The following is a 20,027-nucleotide window of genomic DNA, read 5'->3' on the forward strand; positions in this document are numbered from 1 at the left end:
TGCCTCAGACAGAACCCGGATAGTTGGGGCTCTCGCGGGTAATGGTCACGTTGTGGGCATGGCTTTCGCGCAGGCCGGCATTCGAGATGCGCACGAAGGTAGCGCGTTCACGGAATTCGGCAAGATCGCGGCCGCCCACATAGCCCATGGAGGCCTTGAGGCCACCTGCGAGCTGATGCAGCACGCCGGCGACCGGCCCCTTGTAGGGCACCTGCCCCTCGATGCCTTCGGGCACCAGCTTCAGCGTGTCGCGCACCTCGGCCTGGAAATAGCGGTCGGCCGAGCCGCGCGCCATGGCGCCTACCGAACCCATGCCGCGATAGGCCTTGAAGGAGCGGCCCTGATGCAGATAGACCTCGCCGGGGCTTTCCTCCGTGCCGGCCAGCAGCGAACCGACCATGGCGGCCGTCGCGCCGGCAGCCAGCGCCTTGGCGAGATCGCCGGAGAACTTGATGCCGCCATCCGCGATGATCGAGACTCCTGCCTTCTGCCCGACCTCGACGGCGGCCATGATTGCCGAGAGCTGCGGCACGCCGACGCCCGCCACGATGCGGGTCGTGCAGATCGAGCCCGGCCCGATGCCGACCTTCACCGCGTCAGCGCCCGCGTCGATGAGTGCCTGGGTGCCGTCGGCGGTGGCCACGTTGCCGGCCATGATGCGCACTTCATTGGACAATTTCTTGGCGCGGGTAACCGCGTCCAGCACCCGCTGCGAGTGGCCGTGGGCGGTATCGATGACCAGAAGGTCGACACCGGCATCGATCAGGCGTTCGGCGCGCTCGAACCCGTCATCGCCGACGCTGGTGGCCGCCGCCACGCGCAACCTGCCCTGCGCATCCTTGGAAGCATTGGGGTTGAGCTGCGACTTCTCGATATCCTTGACCGTGATCAGCCCGACGCAGATGCCCTTGTTGTCGATCACCACCAGCTTTTCGATACGGTTCTGGTGGAGAAGCCGCTTGGCCTCGTCCTGGTCGACATTCTCCTTGACGGTGATGAGGTTCTCGCGCGTCATCAATTCATAGACGCGCTGGCCGGGATCGGAGGCAAAGCGCACGTCGCGGTTGGTGAGAATGCCGACCAGCCGTCCGGCCGTGTGGCCGCCGGTGCCGCCGTTCTCCACCACCGGAATGCCGGAAATGCCATGGGCGCTCATCAGTGCCAGCGCATCCGCCAGCGTCGCATCCGGGCCGATGGTGACCGGGTTGATGACCATGCCGGACTCGAACTTCTTGACCTGCCGAACCTGCTCGGCCTGTTCGACCGGCGTCAGGTTGCGGTGAATGACGCCGATGCCGCCGGCCTGCGCCATGGCGATGGCCAGCCGCGACTCCGTAACCGTATCCATCGCGGCGGAAAGAATGGGCAAATTCAAGTCGATATCGCCGGCAATTCGCGTCGAGATATCAACTTCGCCGGGCATCACTTCGGAATGACCCGGCTGAAGCAGCACGTCGTCAAAGGTGAGCGCCAACGCGCCGGTGGACGTTTCGATGATTTTTGCCATGGCCATTTCCCGGAATGCGTGAAAGGCGCGGAACCCGCATGGACCACGCCGACTCGACTTTTCCCTTTCAGGAATGACGCTGGCTGCTAACACGTCTTCCGGCCGATGGAAAGCAGGACTGGCGCAGATGATTCGTTTCTACCCGTGCCGGATCGTGGAAATGTGACGCGAAATTAACGCGACAGGGCGGGTCCGTCATGTTAACCGACCTCCCCAACGACCGACTCCGGCCGGCCAGGTTGCATCTTTCGCATTCGGATCGACCCCCGTGAACCGTATCATCCCGCTCATCCTCGCGGTCGCCCTGTTCATGGAAAACATGGATTCGACGGTGATCGCCACCTCGCTGCCGGCGATCGCGGCCGATATTCAGACAAGCCCGATCGCGCTGAAGCTGGCGCTGACCGCCTATCTGGCATCGTTGGCGATCTTCATCCCCATCAGCGGCTGGATGGCCGACCGCTTCGGCGCCAAGAACGTATTCCGGGCGGCGATCGCGGTGTTCGTCGCCGGCTCCATCGCCTGCGCCCTTTCCGGCTCACTCGGCGCCTTCGTCGTCTCGCGCGCCTTGCAGGGCATCGGCGGCGCGATGATGACGCCGGTCGGCCGATTGCTGTTGGTCCGCTCCACGCCCAAGAGCGATCTGGTAGCAGCCATGTCGTGGCTGACGGTGCCGGCCCTCGTCGGTCCGCTCATCGGCCCGCCCGTGGGCGGCTTCATCACCACCTATTTCTCCTGGCACTGGATTTTCCTCATCAACGTGCCCATCGGCCTGGTCGGCATCGCGTTGGCGACCCGCTTCCTTCCCGGTACCGAGAAAATACAGACGCCGCCGCTGGATATGGTCGGCTTCGTGCTCAGCGGCGTGGCCGCCTCGGGGGTGATCCTCGGCCTGTCGGTGATTTCGCTGCCGGTACTGCCACCGGCTGCCGGTTTCATTATCATCGCGGTCGGCAGCATTTGCGGCGTGCTCTATCTCATCCATGCGCGGCGCGCCGCCAATCCGCTGCTGGCGCTCGATCTGCTCAGCAACCCCGTGTTCCGCGCGGCGGTGATCGGCGGCGGCATGTTCCGCATCGGCATCGGCGCTGTGCCGTTCCTGTTGCCGTTGATGTTCCAGCTTGCCTTCGGCCTGACGCCCTTCCAGTCGGGTATGATCACCTTCGTCACCGCAATCGGGGCCATAGGCATGAAATTCATGGCTACCCGGGTATTCCGCCGGTTCGGTTTCCGCCCCGTGCTCATCAGCGGCTCGCTGATCGCCGCCGGCACCATCGCCGTCAACGGCTTCTTCACCCCGCAGACGCCCTACATCGTCATGATCGCCATAATCCTCGTGGGTGGCTTCATCCGCTCGATGTTCTTCACAGGCATCAATGCGCTCGCCTATGCCGAGATCACGCCGCAAGACATCAGCAAGGCCACGCCGATCGTCGCCGTCGCGCAGCAGCTCAACATCGCGCTCGGCGTGGCCTTGGCCGGCGGCATCCTCGAAGTGCTGGCCAGTCGCCATCTCGGACCGCCGACGCTCTCCGATTTCCACACCGCCTTCTTCCTGGTGGCGCTGGTGTCGACGACCGCTGCGATCTGGTTCATCCGATTGGCGCCCGATGCCGGCAATTCGGTGTCCGGCCACAAGAGGGTCGTCGCCGACGGCACCGGGACGGCCGCCTCGACCGGCCGCTGAAGCCTTTCAGTTCTCCTGCGACCTGCCGCGAAAGTCCTTGGCAAGCAGATAAAGCTCCACCGACTCGTCGCGCGAAGCCGGCGGCTTGACGTGATGCACTGTGCGGAAGTTCCTTTTCAGCGCATCGAGCAGGGCGGCTTCGGTGCCGCCCTGGAACGTCTTGGTCAGGAAATGGCCGCCGGGCCGCAGCACGGACATGGCGAAATCGGCCGCCACCTCGCACAGATGCATGGTGCGCAGATGGTCGGTGCGCCGGTGCCCCGTGGTGGGCGCCGCCATGTCGGACAGCACCACATCCGGCTCCCCGCCCAATGCCTCGACCAACCGGGCCGGCGCATCGTCGTCGAGAAAATCCATCTGCAGGATGGAAGCGCCGGGCACGGCATCCATCTCCAGATAATCGATGCCGACGACGCTGGGAGCCTTGTCGTCCGATTTCACGCGCACGGCCGCCACCTGGCACCAGCCGCCGGGCGCCGCGCCCAGATCGATGATGCGCATGCCTGGCTTGAGCAGCTTGTGCTTGTCGTCGATCTCGATCAGCTTGTAGGCGGCGCGGGAGCGATAGCCGTCCGCCTTGGAACGCTGCACATAGGGGTCGTTCATGTGCCGCTCGAGCCAGCGGCGCGACGATTCCTTCAGGCCGCTCTTCTTCTTGATCTTCGTGCGCAGCACCCGGGAAGCGCCCGCCCCCGGCTTTTCCGGTTTTCTCGTCATCGCCTCGCCCCGTCGCGTCGCGTGTGGCGCCACACGCCGGCATCCGCCATCAGTTCGCTCAATATGCCCTCGCGCAGGCCTCTGTCGGCCACGCGCAGTCTCTGCGAAGGCCATACTGCCCGGATGGCCTCCAATATCGCGCAACCGGCCAGCACCAGATCCGCCCGGTCGGCACCGATGCAGGGATTGGCGACGCGCCGCTGGAAATCCCAGCCGAGCAGTTTCTCGATCATGCGGTCGACGCTGTCGCGGTCCATCCACAGCCCGTCCACCCGGCGCCGGTCGTAGCGCGGCAGGTCGAGATGCACGCCTGCCAGCGTGGTGACGGTGCCGGAGGTGCCAAGCAGATGGAAGCCGGGGCTTTCCAGCACGTGGTCAAGCCGGTCCCGGCCCTCGAAGGACGACAGCCTTTCGGCCACGTCATCGACCATGGCGGCGAAGGAGTCCGGCGTGACGACGCGGCCGCCGAAACGCTCGGCCAGCGAAACGACGCCGACCGGCAGCGAGGTCCACGACACGATGTGATTGGCGAGCCGCTGTGAGCGCCGTCCGCGGCTGAGGTCGATCAATGCGATCTCGGACGAGCCGCCACCGATGTCGAACAGCACGACGCCCTGCGTTTCCCGCTCCACCAGAGACCCGCAGCCGGAAACGGCGAGACGGGCCTCGGTCTGGCGGTCGATGATCTCCAGCTTCAGCCCGGCTTCGCGCTCCACCCTTTCCAGGAATTCGGCGCCGTTTTCGGCCGAGCGGCAGGCTTCCGTGGCGATGAGGCGGGCGCGCCGGACATTGCGGCTGCGCAGCTTGTCGCCGCAAACCTTGAGCGCTTCCACGGCCCTGTCCATGGCCGCATCGGCCAGACGGCCGCTCGCTGTCAGCCCCTCGCCGAGGCGCACGATGCGCGAGAAGGCATCGATGACACGGAACTGGCCGTAGCGAGTCGGGATGGCGACGAGCAGGCGGCAATTGTTGGTGCCGAGATCGAGCGCGGCAAAGATCGGCAGGTCGTCCGAGGCCCTGCGCGCCCCGTTTCCATTGGGAGATTGCCTGGCTTGCCCGGTCCGCTCGCGCTCCTGCCGGATCGATGGCTGCCGGCTGGTGTCCGCCTGCGGGCCCTTCGGCGGCTGGGAAACCTTTTCCCGCTGCGGTGGCTGCGGCCCGGCCTGTCCGTCACGCACATAAACCTTGCGCCCGCGACGGCGCTTGCGGCGTTTCCTGGGCTTTCCGTTGTGGGCTGCGGGTCCTGCCTGTCCCGTAGCGGACAGGTCTGCCGGGGCGCCGTTATGACGGCCACCACCACGGGCAGCAGACGCTCCACCAAGCGCTGCCGAATCCCCGGACCCGCCAACCCCCGGCGCATCTGCGCTGGCGTCGCGGTCTTTCACAGTCGTTCCTTCCGGCACCGCGCGAACCGATAGACCGGACGCTGCAGGCGCTCACATTTCAAGTTGAGGAAAGATTAGCAGCGGTGCCCGCTTTCACCAAGAGCAAAGCGGCAAAAGAATCCCCCGAATGCATTTTGTCGGCGGCGAAAGGTTGAAGCCGCCACATTGATGAGGCATTCCTGAATTTCGGATTCTCCGGGGGGCCGGCGACCGCACGTCCCTGTCAACCCACTTCGTGGAGGTACTCGCCGCGCATGACAGGTCGCGCATGAACTGGAAACGCTATTTCTGGCCTGCCGTCGGCATGGCCGCCGTCGCCTTCTCGGCCTGGCTCCTGCTCGATGAACTGCGCGGCATCTCCCTCGACGATGTTTGGGACAGCCTTGTCGCTATACCTCCCGGCCGCTGGGCTCTTTCCGCACTTTGCGCCGTTGTGGCCTATGGCGCGCTGGCCGGCTACGATCACATCGCCCTCCTGCATATCGGCAAGCGGGTGTCATGGCCGTTCGTCACCCTGTGCTCCTTCACCACCTATGCCTTGTCGCACAATATCGGCGGCTCGGTGTTCTCGGGCGCGGTGATCCGCTACCGCGCCTATGTCACCAAGGGGCTGACCGGACACGAAGTCGGCGTGCTGGTCGCCATCTGCTGGTTCACCTTCGTGCTGTCGACCATAGCGGTGGCCGCTGTGGTGCTGATTCTGGTGCCGGGGCTGCTGGACCGCTTTTCGAGCATCGGTTTTCGGGAATTCTCCAGCGCCACCGGCATTATCCTGCTCGTGCCCATCTTTGCCTATGTTTTCGGTTCGTGGCTGCATTTGCGGCCGCTGCGAATCGGCTCTTTCCAAATTCACTATCCTCGTCTGCCCATCGTCGCACGCCAGCTCATCATCGGGCCGCTGGAACTGTTCGCAGCCGGGGCGATCATCTATTTCGCGCTGCCGGCTGCGGGCAATCCCGGCTATCTGGTGGTGCTCGGCGTGTTCCTGGTCTCCTTCTCCGTCGCGCAGATTCTCCCATGCGCCGGGCGGCCTGGGCGTGCTGGAAGTGGTGTTCCTGGCCGGATTGCCGGATATGGAGCCGGTGGACGTGCTGGCCGCCCTGCTCGTCTTCCGCCTGTTCTACCTGATCGTGCCGCTGGTGATCAGCCTCGGCGTGGTCTTGCTCTTCGAACGCGCGCAACTGCGCCGCAGCGACATCTGAATCCACAATCCTGCAATTGAAATCACGGGCGGGGTTGACTAATTCAATGCGGCGATTAAAACGCAGCCACTTGCCGGGCGCGCCCTACCGCCGCGCTTCGCAAGGGATCGAAAGAGCCCTTGCCGCAGGCATACAGGCATCGCATCCGATGCGTTGCTGGGGAATAGGTTAACGGTAGACCCGCGGACTCTGACTCCGTTAGTCCTGGTTCGAATCCAGGTTCCCCAGCCAAACTCGTCTACCAGAATATCCGAGATTTAAACGGCTCGTCACGCCGCCTGCTCTTTTACCGGAAGTTCGACTTCCGCGAAGGCATCGCGCAGCACCTGAGGATCGGCGCCCGGCTGCATCGCTTCGGTGGAGAGGACTTGCCGCCAACGCCGTGCTCCGGGCAGGCCGTGGAACAGGCCGACCATGTGTCGGGTGATGTGCCCCAGCCGCCCGCCTTGGGCGATGTGGCGAGCCGCATAGTCGCTCATGGTTTCGATCAGGGTCTCGAAATCGAACGCGTCGGCAGGTTTGCCGTCCAGCAGGATATCGACGCCGATGAGGATGCCGGGTGTGTGATATGCGGCGCGGCCGAGCATGACCCCATCCACCGATTTCAGGTGGTTTTCCGATTCATACAGAGTCTGAATACCGCCATTTATCCCTATGAAACGGCTGCCGTTTTTCTGCTTGAGCCGATAGACGCGATCATAGTCGAGGGGCGGAATGTCCCGATTTTCCTTAGGACTCAGGCCCTTCAGCCAGGCCTTGCGGGCATGCACCCAAAGTCCGTCGACGCCTGCCGCGAACACCTTGTCCGACAGGTCGTCCAGCGCTGTTTCGGGGTCTTGGTCATCGATGCCGATCCGGCACTTGACGGTCACGGGGATCGTCACAGCGGCTTTCATGGCGGCGACGCAATCGGCCACGAGTTGCGGGGTTTGCATCAGGCAGGCACCAAAGGTGCCGCTCTGAACCCGGTCCGAGGGGCAGCCGACATTGAGGTTGATCTCGTCATACCCGAAATCGGCACCGATACGCGCTGCGTCGGCCAGTTTTTGCGGGTCGGAGCCGCCTAGCTGCAAGGCGACCGGATGTTCCGCCGCATCGAAGCCGAGCAAACGGTCTCGCGCACCATGGATGACGGCATCGGCGACCACCATCTCGGTGTAGAGCAAGGCTTTTCGCGAAAGCTGGCGATGGAGGAAACGGCAATGCCGGTCCGTCCAGTCCATCATGGGGGCGACAGACACCGTCGGCCGCCCGTCTGCGGCGTGGTAGTCAAGCCTTGGTTCTGCGTGCGGTTTTGCCACGTCTTTTCGTCTGTCCTGTTGCCGTGATCGCCAGCCCTATATGGGGTGTGCATAGCGTCGTGCGAGCACCAATCGCAAGGGCCTGCCGGTTTGAATCGGAATGCGCTTTTGCATCCGGTGCCACAGTGTTAACCGTGGGGGCGCTTTCCCAGAAGGATGAACCATCGTGTCCAGTCAGCCGCTGCCGCCCATCGAACCCGTGACAGAAAAGGACGAGGCGGCCATCCTGAAGCTCAACAATCTGCACGCCGAGGAACTGTCCTGGCTGGAGCCCAAGCGCCTGTCCTTCCTGCTTGATCAGGCCTTCCACGCCCGCCGCATCGGCGAGGCGGAAGCCTTCCTGATGACCTTCGATCAGGATGCTGACTATGACAGCCCGAATTTCCTCTGGTTCCGCCAGCGCTATCCGCGCTTCGTCTATGTGGATCGTGTCGTCGTGGACGAAAGGGCCAGGGGGCGCGGCCATGCCAGGCGGCTTTACGAGAACCTGTTCGAGCGCGCGGCCAGGGCCGGCCACGACACGGTCGTCTGCGAGGTGAATGCCGAACCGCCGAACCCCGCTTCCGACGCCTTCCATGAACGGTTGGGCTTTCGGGAGGTCGGTGAAGCCGCCATTCATGGCGGCGCCAAGACCGTGCGCTATTTCGCCCGTAAATTGGATACCGGCAAGGCGATACCGTCCCTGACACCATCGCGGGATATTTCGCGGCTCATCGAGATCATGGCGGCGCTGCGCGCCCCGGTCGGCGGCTGCCCCTGGGATGTTGAGCAGAATTTCTCGACCATCGCGCCCTATACGATCGAAGAGGCCTATGAGGTGGCCGACGCGATCCAGCGCGGTGATTTCGACGATCTGCGCGAGGAGCTTGGCGATCTGCTTCTACAGGTCGTCTACCATGCCCGCATGGCCGAGGAAGAAGGCGAGTTCGCCTTCCCGGATGTGGTGGAAGCCATCACCACCAAGATGATCCGTCGCCACCCGCATGTGTTCGGCGACGACAAGGCCCGTAGCGCCGGCATGGCGAAGGGCATGTGGGAGAAAATCAAGGCCGAGGAGAAAGCGGAAAAGCGCGCTGCGCGGCTGGCGCGCGGCCGGGACCCCGAGGACAACGGCAAGGGTTTTCTGGACAGCGTACCGCTTGCCCTGCCCGCATTGACCCGCGCCCTCAAGCTTCAGCAAAAAGCCGCGCGCGTCGGTTTCGATTGGGGCGAGGCCGGGCCGATCCTCGACAAGATCGAGGAGGAGACCGGCGAACTGCGCGAAGCGATTGCAAAGGGCGAGACGGATGCGATCAAGGACGAATTCGGCGACATGCTGTTTGCCCTCGTCAACCTCGGCCGCCATCTGGGCCTCGATTCGGAAGCAGCGCTTGCCGGAACGAACGAAAAATTCCGCAACCGTTTCCATCACATAGAGCGGGTACTTGAGGAACAGGGGCAATCGCTGGAAGCCGCCACGCTGGACGAGATGGAAGAACTTTGGCAGCAGGCCAAGGGCAAGGTTTAGAGATTCAGGCCGGAAACCGGGAACCGACTTTCCACGCTCCAAAGGCGCGTTACGCTTCCGCCGAGGGCTTGTCCTTGCCGATCCGCAGCCGGTTGCGGATTTCCTCGCGCGCGCTCTCGGTCGCGTTCACCACAAGCGAAAGGCTGCCATCCTCATTGTCCGCGCGCGAAACGACGTCGCCGTTTCGATAGAGCCAGTCGAGAAGCCCGAGCTGATCCGGCGCGAGGGTGACGGTCATTTCCGCCAGTTCGCCGGAAACATGGGCCTCGATGGCTTGCAGCAGGCGGTCGAGCCCTTCACCGGTCACGGCGGAAATGGCAACGGGGCTGTGGCGCCGGTCGTGCTGTGCCTCGACCAGAAGCCGTTCGCGGTTGGCCTCGTCCAGCAGGTCGACCTTGTTCCACACCTCGATGACGCGGCGGTCGTCGCTCGCATCGACGCCGAGATCCCCCAGAATCCGCTCGACGTCCTCGGCCTGCGCAGCGGTATCCGGATCGGAGATGTCGCGCAGATGCAGCACCAGATCGGCCTCCACCACCTCCTCCAGCGTGGCGCGGAAGGCCGCGACCAGATGGGTGGGCAGGTCGGAGATGAAGCCGACGGTGTCGGAGAGGATCACCGGCGTGCCATGCGGCAGGCGCAGGCGGCGCAAGGTCGGATCCAGCGTGGCGAACAGCATGTCCTCGGCCAGCACCCCTGCCCCGGTCAGCCGGTTGAACAGGGTGGACTTGCCGGCATTGGTGTAGCCGACGATGGCCACGACCGGGAACGGTACCTTCTTGCGCTTGGCCCGGTGCAGATCGCGCGTGCGACGCACCGTTTCCAGCTCGCGCTTCAGCTTGACGATCTTGTCCTGAAGGATGCGCCGGTCGGCTTCGATCTGGGTTTCGCCGGGGCCTCCGAGGAAGCCCGCGCCGCCGCGCTGGCGTTCGAGGTGGGTCCAGCTCCGCACCAGCCGGCCCTTCTGGTAGTTCAGATGGGCAAGCTCAACCTGCAAGGTGCCTTCCTTCGTGCGGGCGCGCTCGCCGAAAATCTCGAGGATGAGCCCGGTGCGGTCAAGCACCTTGACGTTCATTTCCTTCTCGAGATTGCGCTGCTGCACAGGCGTCAGCGGATGATCGACGATCACCAGCTCCGCTTCGCTGTCCTTCACGAGATCGGCGATCTCGGCCACCTTGCCGGTGCCCAAAAGCGTTCCGGGCCGCGGATCGTTCACCGTCACCACCAGGCTGTGCACGGGGTCGAGATCGATGGCGCGGGTCAGGCCCACGGCCTCGTCATGGCGGGCGGCGGGCGAACGCGTCAGGCGCGGCCGGGCCGTCTCGTCGGCGCTGGTAGGGCGCGTCAGGACCGGCACGACGACGACCGCGCGCGTCGGCGCGGCCCTTGCCTCGTCGGCAGCCTTGTCGGGTTGCTTTCCGGACTTGTCAGCCGCGTCGCGGTTGCGTGCCAATCAGGTGTCCTTAGCCTTCCTCGGCCTCGAACATCTGCACCGGCTGGCTCGGCATGATCGTGGAGATGGCATGCTTGTAGACGAGCTGGGAATGCCCGTCGCGGCGCAGCAGGACGCAGAAATTGTCGAACGACGTCACGACACCGGTCAGTTTCACGCCGTTGATGAGGAATATGGTGAGGGGGTTTTTGCTTTTACGAACCGAGTTCAGGAAAAGGTCCTGAAGATTTTGCGAGCGTTCGGCCATTTTTCTTATCTTCCCGCCGGATCCCTTTTTGTCTGCCTGCCAATACGCCGCTCCATATGGGCGTGTCCAGTCCACAAACAACCCTGCCTGCAACAACGCAAGCAGGACGAGATTTACTATTGTTTACACCCAGCGGTTATCAGGCCGGACTTTTTTCCGCAATCTCAAAAAAGGCCTGGCGCAACGAAAGTGCTACCGAACCGGGATGGCCGTTGGCCACGGGATGACCGTCAATGGCAACGATCGGCGTTGCCAGCGTGGTGGCGGAGGACAGGAAAGCCTCGCGCGCCGCCAGGGCTTCCTCGACGCTGAAGGCCCGCTCCTCGACGCGCAGGCCAAGGCTGGCCGCCACGTCGAACAGCGTCGCCCGCGTGATCCCGCGCAGGATGCCATGGTCGGCGGGGCGGGTCACGAGAACGCCGTCTTTCGTCACGATCCAGGCATTGGTGGAGGCCCCTTCCTTGACCGTTCCGTCGGGGTCGACGAACCAGGCCTCGTAGGCGCCGGCTTCCTTGGCCTTCTGCTTGGCAAGAACGTTTGGCAGGAGGCCGACTGTCTTGATGTCGACGCGATCCCAGCGGTTTTCCGGTACGGTGATGACCTTGACGCCGGCTTCGGCCTTGTGCCGGAGCGCATCAGGATTGGTCTTCTTCGCCGTTATGACGAGCGATGGCCGCACACCCACGGGAAAAGGATGGTCACGCGGCGCAACGCCGCGCGTGACCTGCAGATAGACCAGCCCGTCATGCACGCGGTTGCGGCGAATCACCTCGCGCATCACCGTCATCAGCGCCGAACGGTGTATCGGCCAATCGATGGCCAGTTCCGAAAGCGACCGATCCAGCCGGTCCAGATGGCGTTTGGAATCGACGATGAACCCACGCGCGACTTCACAGACCTCGTAGACACCGTCTGCGAACTGATAGCCCCGGTCCTCGATGTGAACCGTGGCGTCCCGATGGGCGACGTAACGCCCGTTGACATAAGCGATGCGCGGCATGGCGGATTCCTGAAAAAAACAGGGGCACCTTATGCGATTCCCCGCCCGCCGCTATGCAACAAACAAAAAAGCGGAGCAAGTGCTCCGCTTCCTCGTCTGTCGCAGTCGCTGCCGGTACATCCGCGGTCAGCCACCTTGTCGACACCTGCCTTATAGAGAGGCAATGTAACGGCAATACGACAGTTGCAGACAGAGTGCGCCCGACGTGGTTAACAAAGGGTTAACGCCACCTGTGGCTCATTCCATCAGTTCATCTAGGCCGCGCACCAGCCCCTTCATGGAGCCGACGCGGCGAATGGCCAGCAAGGTTCCGGCGACATAGGGCGCGGCGGACGAGCCGGCATCATGACGGATCGTCAGCCGCTCGTCCGGCAAGCCGAATATGGCCTCGCAAGACAGGATGTAGGACGGCATCCGAAGGGCGTGAACCTGGACGCCTTCCCCCTGCCCTACGGGTGCCCCGCGGGTCGCCGGCACACCGGATACCTGCAATTGCGGCAGGCTGGTGGCCGGCCGGCGAACCTCGGCAAGGCGCTCGGCGAGTTCGCGCGCCGTGCCGGACGGCGCGTCGGGCTTGCGTGCGCTCGCATAGTCGATGACCTCGACATCGGGCACATATTTCGCGGCCATCAGGGCGAAGCGTTTGAGCAGCGTGGCGGTGATCGAGAAATTGCCGGCGGCAAGGACGCCGACGCCCCTGGCACGGGCGGCGGCATCGATCTCGGCATAATCATCCGCGCCAAGCCCGGAGGTGCCGATCACCACATGCCGGCCCTTCGAGATCGCAAGAAGGGTGTTGGCCTTGACGATATCGGGCTTGGTGTAATCGACGACCACATCCGAGGGCGTGGTCAGGGCGTCTTCCAGCGTGGGAGAAACCGTAACGCCCGTCGTCATCGACAGGCCTGCCGCATGGCCGGCATCCTGCCCGGCGGCCTTGCGCGACACCGCACCGGCCAGAAGCAGGTCCTCCTCGGCCAGGATCACAGGAACCAGCGCTTTTCCGACCCAGCCGGTCGCACCGGCCATAACCACCTTGATCGTCATCGCATCTCCTTCCTTTTATCGAAGAAGACACGCCGAAGGCCCGGCACGTCAAGCCGGGCCTTGTCACGAAATGGGGAGCGGAGGCCGCCTCGGCGGCAAGCAACAGCTAGCGAATGAAGCTGTCGATGCGGCGCAAGGTGACACGACGGTTGCGCCAGTTCTCGTTCGGAGTCGGAACCAGCAGGAATTCCTCGCCATAGCCGACGGTTTCCAGCGCACGGGACGGAACGCCGAACTGACGCACCAGAACCCGCTTGAGCGATTCCGCGCGGCGCTCCGAAAGCACCTGGTTGGACTGGGCCGAACCGACCGCATCGGTATGGCCCTCGATCAGCACCTGAGCGCGACGATCGCGGCGCAGGATGCGGTTCAGCGCATCGGCGATGTTCTCGACCTTGCGATATTGCGAGGGCGTGATCTCGGCGGATGCGAACTCGAAATTGATCGACTGGATGTCGATGGAGGGCGCCGCGCGGCGCAGGTCCGGCCGGCGCTTGAATTCGCGCACCGTCACCCGCTGGTTGGGGTTGAGCTTCATGCGCGGCGCGCTCTGCAACTGGCGCTCGATGGTCGCGGCCGAAGGCGTCTGCGCCTGTGCGAAGGCGGCCCCGGGCATGACCACGGCGGCGATCAGGGCGGTTGCGAAGCTGCGGCGATCGAGCATTGTCTTCTCCTTGGATCACTTGCCCCGTTCATCCTGCCCGAGGCGTGAGGAGACTTTTAGCTTCGCCGGCTGAAGCGAGCATGAACGGCACGTTCAGAAAACGCCCATGCAATGTTCATCCGCACATCACGCTGGCAGAACGCTCCGCAAATGTCATGGGCTGGATGAACTCTTTCGCCTGCCCTACCGGCCGAAAGCCGAGTTTCTGATAGAGCGGCAAGGCGGCCGGATGGTCGAGCGTGCAGGTCTGCACCGTTACAAGCCGCGGTCCCATGGCCCAGCAGGCGGAGATGGCCGCGCCGAGGAACCAGCGCCCTATCCCCTGCCCGGTTGCATGCTCCATCATGCCGAAATAGGCCAGTTCGACCACGTCAGGCGCGGTGCGGTTGAGGTCGAAGAAGCCGGCCGGCGCGCCGTCGAGATAGAGCACCCACACCTCGCGTCCCTCGCGATGGATAGCCGCCGCAAGCTCCTCGTCGCTCTTGCGCAACGTGTTGACCCAATGCCACTTCCGCCCGACCCTGTCGGTCAGGTAGCGATAGAAATGCAGCGGTATGTTGCTGGTCTTCAGCAGCGCGATCTGCCGATTGTAGGGGAGCGGCGGGAAAGAGGCCGGACGGGCCTCCATCTCGAGAAAGGTGACCGTGACCTCGATAGGCTCCGGTTTGGCGTCCTGCATCGACATCAGGGCTTCGCGGGCTCGCCATTGCCGGTTTCGACTGGCGTGTCGGTCAGGCCGCCCCATTCGGTCCAGGAGCCGTCATAGAGACGGCTGTCGCCATGACCGAGGGTTTCCAGCGCCAATGTCAGCGCCGCCGCCGTAACCCCCGACCCGCATGAGGTGACCACCGGGCGGGCAAGATCGATGCCGGCATTCTCGAACAGCTCGCGCAGTTCCGGCACAGGCAGCAGCTTTCCATCGCGCGACAGCGCCGTCACCGGAATATTGCTCGCACCCGGCATGTGGCCGGAGCGGATGCCCGCGCGCGGCTCCGGTTCCGTACCCGCAAAGCGGCCGGGGCCGCGCGCATCGGCGATCTGGCTTTCCCGGTTCTCCACGATGCGGCGCATTTCGGCGAGGCTGACGACGCGCGATTCATCGAACTGCGCATGGAAGATGCAGGGAGCGATCTTCGTCGGCTCCGCCGTTACCGGCCGGCCTTCCGCCTTCCAGTTGTCGAAACCGCCATCGAGTACGTAGACCTGATAGACGCCCATGATGCGGAACATCCACCACGCCCTGGGGGCCGAGAAAAACCCGGGACCGTCATAGACGACGATAGTGTCGTCGGCCGAAATGCCGAGCGTGCCGACGAAGCGGGAGAAATGCCGGGGCGAAGGCAGCGTATGCGGCAGTTCCGATTCCGGATCGGAAACCGCATCCTGGTCCAGAAACACCGCGCCGGGGATATGCGCCGCGTCATATTCGCCGCGCGCGCCCCGCTTATGCGCCGGCAGATACCAGGACGCGTCGACAACGGAGAGGCCCGGTTGGCCGAGACGCTGCTGCAGCCAGTCCGGATCCACGACGAAAGGGCTGTCTGCGGCCATTCTCGTATCCCTCCTCTGGAACGGAAATCTTATATAACGCGCTCAGGCTGCCGGCAAAGGCCCGAATCGGAGACGGAAGCGCCGGTTTTCCCTGCCCTTCTTCTCGATCTTGCCGATGTGGATTTCACCGATCTCGCCGGTGCTGGCCACATGCGTGCCGCCGCAAGGCTGGCTGTCGACGCCGCCCTCATTGCCGATGCATACCAGCCTGATGCGGCCGGTTCCCTGCGGAGGGCGCACATTCTTGGACTTCACCAGCCCCGGATTGGCGGCCAGTTCCTCCTCGCTGATTTGGCGGATGAACACCTGATGGTCCGCCCGCACCAGTTCCATCAGCCTTTCGGTCGCCTCTTCCTTGGTGAATCCGGCGTCGGGAATGTCGAAATCGACCCGCGAATCATCCGTCGAAACCGCTGCACCGGTGATCGGATAGGGACAGACCACGGTCAGCAGGTGGCAGGCCGTGTGCATGCGCATCAGCAGATGCCGGCGCGGCCAGTCGATGGCGAGTTTCAGCGTTTCGCCCGGTTCGACGACGGGCTGGTCGGGCGCCGGAACATGGATGATCTCATCCTTGGTCTGGCCGGTGACGGTTGCGGCGATGTCGATCCGGCTTCCGTCGGCGCGCTCGAAATGGCCGGTATCGCCCGGCTGGCCGCCGGAGGTGGCATAGAAGATGGTGCGGTCGAGGATGATCCCGCCGCGGTCGTTGACCGCCAGCACGCCGGCCTCCGCTTCCTTCAGATATGAATCGTCACGAAAGAGGGCGTGCGTGCTGAATTCCATCATTCCACCTGCTCGTACGGCACATTGATCTCCACCTTCTTCTCCATCCAGCCCGGAACAGGCAAGCCCTTTGCCCGCAGGAACTCGGGATTGAACAGTTTTGACTGATAGCGCGTGCCGTAGTCGCACAGGATCGTCACGATGGTATGGCCGGGGCCGAGTTCCTTCGCCAGGCGGATGGCGCCGGCGATATTGATGCCGGTGGAGCCGCCGACGCAAAGCCCCTCTTCCTGGATCAGGTCGAAGATGATCGGCAAGGCCTCCTCGTCCGGGATCTGGTAGGAGAAATCCGGCGTGAAACCGTCGAGATTGGCCGTGATTCGGCCCTGGCCTATGCCTTCGGTGATCGAATTGCCCTCGGCCTTGAACTCGCCGCTGGTGTAGTAGCTGTAGAGGGCGGCCCCCAGAGGATCGGCCAGGGCGATCTTGACGTCCCCGCTCTTCCGGCGAAGCCCCTCGGCCACGCCGGCTAGTGTGCCACCGGAACCGACTGCCGACACGAACCCGTCCACCTTGCCGCCGGTCTGCTCCCAGATTTCCCTGGCCGTGGTGTGGATATGACCGTCTCGATTGGCGACATTGTCGAACTGGTTGGCCCAGATCGCACCGTTGGGCTCGCTGGCCGCAAGCTGGGCGGCCAGCCGCCCCGACAGCTTCACATAGTTGTTCGGGTTGCGGTAAGGCACCGCCGGGACCTCGATGAGTTCCGCGCCAAGCACCCGGATGGCGTCCTTCTTTTCCTGGGCCTGCGTATCGGGGATGACGATGACCGTGCGATAGCCCAGCGCCTTGGCGACCAGCGTAAGGCCGATGCCGGTATTGCCGGCCGTTCCTTCCACGATCACGCCGCCCGGCCGAAGCAGACCACGCTTTTCGGCATCGCGGATAATGAACAATCCGGCGCGGTCCTTGACCGACTGGCCGGGATTCATGAATTCCGCCTTGCCGAGGATTTCGCACCCCGTCTCTTCCGAGGCTCTCTGCAGCCTGATCAGGGGTGTATTGCCGATAGCGTCGATCACCGAGCGGTGCATGGAAATTTCCTCGATCCAGTGGATTGGCCCGAACCTAAAAAGGTGACCTCTCGCTTTCAAGAATATAATTTCCGCATCGTCCACCTTCCCGAGCATATGGTTCTACACCTTATGCCCTCGCACGCCGCCTTTGCTACAAGCCCCTTTCTTTCTCCCCCGCACGTGGCTAGACCCTTTTGCAGTGCAAACATGGTGACGAATGGGACTTTACAGGGCCAACCCGAAGGACGGGGCTGTCTGGATCACCGGCGGCAGTTCCGGAATAGGCAGGGCACTTACGAAAGAGCTGGCCCGTGCCGGATATACGGTGGCGGTGACCGCGCGCGAGGGCGACGAGATCGATGCGCTGGTGGCGGAAGCCGAAAACCTCGCCGGGCGAATCCTTCCCTATCCTTGTGATGTGACCGACGAAGCCGGGCTCGACGCCACCCTGGCCGCCATCGAAAACGAGGCCGGCCCGGTGGTGCTGGCCATTTTCAACGCCGGCACCTATGTCCCGGTCGCCGGCGAAAACCTTTCGGTACGGAAATTCCGCCGCACCTTCGACGTCAACCTGCAAGGCGTGGTCAACGGGCTGGTGCCCGCCACACGCCGCATGCAGAAGCGCGGTTTCGGCCATATCGTGCTGCTTGGATCGATCAGCGCCTGGTTCGGCTGGCCGACGACCGCTGCCTATGGCGCCAGCAAGGCCGCGATCAATGTCATGGCGCAGGCCCTGAAATACGATCTCGACAAGGTCAACATTCGCATCCAGGTCGCGAATCCGGGCTTCGTGAACACCCCTCTCCTGCAACTGCAGCAAACGGCCTCCATGCTGCCGGCATTGATGGAACCGGAAGACGCGGCAAGGCGCATGTTCCGGGGCATCGAGCGCGGCGGGTTCGAGATCGCCTTTCCGCGACGGCTGGCGTGGGGCCTGAAGCTGGCCAGCATGATGCCGCAGCCGCTTCGCCACTGGCTGATTGCGACGCTGACCGGATGGCGCTCCCGGCCGCTGAGCTTCGGGCGCATGGGCCGCTCCAAGGCCGACAAGACCTGAAACGCGCCGGGATCTTTCAGATCGCTGTCGTTCTTACGCATGTCGTTGTCCTGAACCGGTTCCCTCGGACGACTCGCTTCGGTGGCGATATTGCATCGCAACATAAACAGCTTGCATTTCATACGGTTCTCCTCCATATGCGGTCCATAGGCGCTTGGGCCGGTTGAGCCGGCTTTCTCCACGAATGAGACTGGTTGCGTCTGTTTTCTCCCTTTCCGGCAGTCGGAACGGCGATGAAAAAGCCCCACGGCCTGGCCGCGGGCGCGACAGCGCAGCCGAGCGGATGTCATCATCCGTCGCCTTGTCGTTTCCGATATTTTGTGATGGCGGATTGCGCTCCGCCGCGCGTTTTGGCGGCCATGGGCCGCATGAAAGAAGACGAATTTTGACCAATGACAACAATGCGGAGCTGACCGGCTTCGCCGCGCTCGGGATTTCCGGGCAACTGCTCAAGGCCACCCACGCTGCCGGCTTCACCCAGCCGAAGCCGATCCAGGAACAGGCCATCCCGGCCCAGATCGAAGGTCGCGACATCCTGGGCATCGCCCAGACGGGTTCCGGCAAGACCGCGGCCTTCGCGCTTCCGATCCTTTCGAAGATCATCGGGCTTGGCACCAGGCGCCGGCCGAAGACCGCACGGGCGCTGATCCTGGCCCCGACGCGCGAACTGGCCGTCCAGATCGAAGAGACGATCAAGGTGCTCGCCAAGGGCGCGCATATCTCCACGGCCCTTGTGCTTGGCGGCGTCTCGCGCCACAGCCAGGTCAAGCGCATCGCACCCGGCGTCGATTTCCTCATTGCCACGCCCGGCCGGCTGACCGATCTCGCCCGTGAAAAGGACCTGATCCTCTCCGAGACGACCTGGCTGGTGCTGGACGAAGCCGACCGCATGCTCGACATGGGCTTCATCAACGATGTGCGGCGCATAGCCAAGGCCACCCATCCGGCCAGGCAGACGGCACTGTTCTCGGCAACCATGCCGGACGAAATCGCCGAACTGGCCAAGGGGCTGCTGCGCGATCCGGTTCGCGTCGAGGTCGCTCCGCAGGGCACCACGGCCACCGAAATCAAGCAGAGCGTGGTCTTTGCCCGCACCAAGCAGAAGCGGCAGGTGCTGTCGAAGATGCTGGCCGATGAGGCGATGCGTTCCGTCATCGTCTTCGCCCGCACCAAGCATGGCGCAGACCGTGTCACCCGCGACCTGGAGCGCGACGGCTTCGAGGCCGCCGTCATCCACGGCAACAAGAGCCAGAACGCCCGCCAGAAGGCGCTGAACGGCTTCCGCGACGGTTCGGTCCGCATCCTCGTGGCGACGGATATCGCCGCACGCGGCATCGACGTCCCCGGCATCAGCCATGTGGTGAATTTCGACCTGCCGGACGAAGCCGAAAGCTACGTCCACCGAATCGGCCGCACCGGCCGCAACGGGCAGGACGGCGTTGCCGTCACGCTGGTCGATCCGTCCGAGAACGCCAAGCTGCGGCAGGTCGAGCGCATCATCCGCATGAAGCTGCCGGTGCTGGCCGATCATCTCGATCAACCCGATCCGCAGCCCAAGCCGCGCCAGCCCAACGGCGAGCGCAGGCTGGAAGCCGCGAACGACCACGAATCCGGCCGCCAGCAAGGCAAGCCTCGCAACGTCAACGCCGGCGCGAGGAAGCATCAGGGCAATGGCCCCAAAGGTGCCAAGCCCGCGGGCGGCCGGCCAAGCGGCAGGCAGGAATGGTCGGAACAGGCAAGCGCCCCGCGTCCCGGCGGCCAGAACAAGCCCGAGGGTGCCAAGCCGCGCAAGTTCCGCCGCAGGCCGAGGAAGCCGGCTGCCCGTGCTGCCTGACCATCGGCACAGTCCTGAACAAAAAACGGCGGGGAAACCCGCCGTTTTCATTTCCGATGATGTCTG

Annotated in this window: 17 protein-coding genes, 1 tRNA gene and 2 pseudogenes; 7 read left to right on the top strand and 13 right to left on the bottom strand. The window is 64.0% G+C overall.

The genetic code is table 11. The features are described from left to right. Positions 1-4: 4 nt before the first annotated feature. Positions 5-1,507 carry an IMP dehydrogenase gene (gene guaB / locus ACVCNR_RS01800; RefSeq protein ID WP_354192400.1) on the bottom strand — a complete coding sequence of 501 codons (1,503 nt, stop codon included), beginning with the start codon at positions 1,505-1,507 and terminating at the stop codon, positions 5-7. Positions 1,508-1,775: 268 nt separating this feature from the next. Between guaB and ACVCNR_RS01805 the strand changes: the two genes are divergently transcribed. After that, entirely contained in the window at positions 1,776-3,194 is a 1,419-nt protein-coding gene (locus tag ACVCNR_RS01805) for an MFS transporter (RefSeq protein ID WP_447073627.1), read from the top strand. Between the two features lie 6 nt (positions 3,195-3,200). On the opposite strand, the gene ACVCNR_RS01810 is transcribed toward ACVCNR_RS01805, so the two are convergent. After that, positions 3,201-3,911: an RlmE family RNA methyltransferase gene (locus tag ACVCNR_RS01810; protein ID WP_447073628.1), complete on the bottom strand. Its 711-nt coding sequence runs from the start codon at positions 3,909-3,911 to the stop codon at positions 3,201-3,203. Further along, a complete protein-coding gene (locus ACVCNR_RS01815; RefSeq protein ID WP_447073629.1) occupies positions 3,908-5,314 on the bottom strand; it encodes a Ppx/GppA phosphatase family protein in 1,407 nt (468 codons plus the stop codon). The genes ACVCNR_RS01810 and ACVCNR_RS01815 overlap by 4 nt, the downstream gene beginning before the upstream one ends. Positions 5,315-5,564: 250 nt before the next feature. Here ACVCNR_RS01815 and ACVCNR_RS01820 point away from each other — a divergent pair. Together ACVCNR_RS01820 and ACVCNR_RS01825 are read left to right on the top strand one after the other, a co-directional pair. Continuing rightward, positions 5,565-6,498: pseudogene (locus ACVCNR_RS01820) on the top strand (lysylphosphatidylglycerol synthase domain-containing protein). Positions 6,499-6,655: 157 nt separating this feature from the next. Further along, positions 6,656-6,729 (top strand) — tRNA-Gln (locus tag ACVCNR_RS01825). 38 nt (positions 6,730-6,767) lie between these two features. Here the strand turns inward: ACVCNR_RS01825 and dusA are convergent. Further along, on the bottom strand, positions 6,768-7,739 hold the full coding sequence (dusA, locus tag ACVCNR_RS01830; RefSeq protein ID WP_447075619.1) for a tRNA dihydrouridine(20/20a) synthase DusA: 972 nt from the start codon (positions 7,737-7,739) through the stop codon (positions 6,768-6,770). A gap of 403 nt (positions 7,740-8,142) precedes the next feature. Here dusA and ACVCNR_RS01835 point away from each other — a divergent pair. Continuing rightward, positions 8,143-8,427 (top strand): annotated as a pseudogene (locus tag ACVCNR_RS01835) (GNAT family N-acetyltransferase); the annotation flags it as partial. Between the two features lie 54 nt (positions 8,428-8,481). Continuing rightward, positions 8,482-9,306, top strand: a complete 825-nt coding sequence (gene mazG / locus ACVCNR_RS01840; protein ID WP_354192462.1) for a nucleoside triphosphate pyrophosphohydrolase — start codon at positions 8,482-8,484, stop codon at positions 9,304-9,306. Positions 9,307-9,355: 49 nt separating this feature from the next. On the opposite strand, the gene hflX is transcribed toward mazG, so the two are convergent. From hflX to ACVCNR_RS01885, 9 genes are all read right to left on the bottom strand, one after another. After that, complete coding sequence (gene hflX, locus ACVCNR_RS01845; RefSeq protein ID WP_354192392.1) at positions 9,356-10,759, bottom strand: GTPase HflX; 1,404 nt, start codon at positions 10,757-10,759, stop codon at positions 9,356-9,358. Between the two features lie 10 nt (positions 10,760-10,769). Continuing rightward, complete coding sequence (gene hfq / locus ACVCNR_RS01850) at positions 10,770-11,006, bottom strand: RNA chaperone Hfq (RefSeq protein WP_035028646.1); 237 nt, start codon at positions 11,004-11,006, stop codon at positions 10,770-10,772. 139 nt (positions 11,007-11,145) lie between these two features. Beyond that, positions 11,146-12,006 (bottom strand): D-amino-acid transaminase, encoded by an 861-nt coding sequence (locus tag ACVCNR_RS01855; RefSeq protein WP_354192391.1) that lies wholly within the window; start codon positions 12,004-12,006, stop codon positions 11,146-11,148. Positions 12,007-12,243: 237 nt separating this feature from the next. Then, positions 12,244-13,053: a 4-hydroxy-tetrahydrodipicolinate reductase gene (dapB, locus tag ACVCNR_RS01860; protein ID WP_447073631.1), complete on the bottom strand. Its 810-nt coding sequence runs from the start codon at positions 13,051-13,053 to the stop codon at positions 12,244-12,246. A 106-nt stretch (positions 13,054-13,159) separates the two neighbouring features. Further along, positions 13,160-13,717: an OmpA family protein gene (locus tag ACVCNR_RS01865; protein WP_447073633.1), complete on the bottom strand. Its 558-nt coding sequence runs from the start codon at positions 13,715-13,717 to the stop codon at positions 13,160-13,162. A gap of 115 nt (positions 13,718-13,832) precedes the next feature. Beyond that, positions 13,833-14,402 carry a GNAT family N-acetyltransferase gene (locus ACVCNR_RS01870; protein ID WP_447073634.1) on the bottom strand — a complete coding sequence of 190 codons (570 nt, stop codon included), beginning with the start codon at positions 14,400-14,402 and terminating at the stop codon, positions 13,833-13,835. Beyond that, entirely contained in the window at positions 14,402-15,268 is an 867-nt protein-coding gene (sseA, locus tag ACVCNR_RS01875; protein ID WP_447073635.1) for a 3-mercaptopyruvate sulfurtransferase, read from the bottom strand. The genes ACVCNR_RS01870 and sseA overlap by 1 nt, the downstream gene beginning before the upstream one ends. Before the next feature lie 42 nt (positions 15,269-15,310). Further along, positions 15,311-16,054: an alanyl-tRNA editing protein gene (locus ACVCNR_RS01880; RefSeq protein WP_447075620.1), complete on the bottom strand. Its 744-nt coding sequence runs from the start codon at positions 16,052-16,054 to the stop codon at positions 15,311-15,313. Beyond that, entirely contained in the window at positions 16,054-17,088 is a 1,035-nt protein-coding gene (locus ACVCNR_RS01885; RefSeq protein ID WP_354192386.1) for a cysteine synthase A, read from the bottom strand. Before ACVCNR_RS01885 ends, ACVCNR_RS01880 begins: the two co-directional genes overlap by 1 nt. 199 nt (positions 17,089-17,287) lie before the next feature. On the opposite strand from ACVCNR_RS01885, the gene ACVCNR_RS01890 reads away from it, so the two are divergent. Next, positions 17,288-18,127, top strand: coding sequence for an SDR family NAD(P)-dependent oxidoreductase (locus tag ACVCNR_RS01890; RefSeq protein WP_447073636.1), 840 nt, complete (start codon positions 17,288-17,290; stop codon positions 18,125-18,127). A gap of 385 nt (positions 18,128-18,512) precedes the next feature. Next, entirely contained in the window at positions 18,513-19,961 is a 1,449-nt protein-coding gene (locus ACVCNR_RS01895) for a DEAD/DEAH box helicase (RefSeq protein ID WP_447073638.1), read from the top strand. Positions 19,962-20,027 lie beyond the last annotated feature (66 nt).

Source organism: Aquamicrobium terrae, from assembly GCF_052978165.1.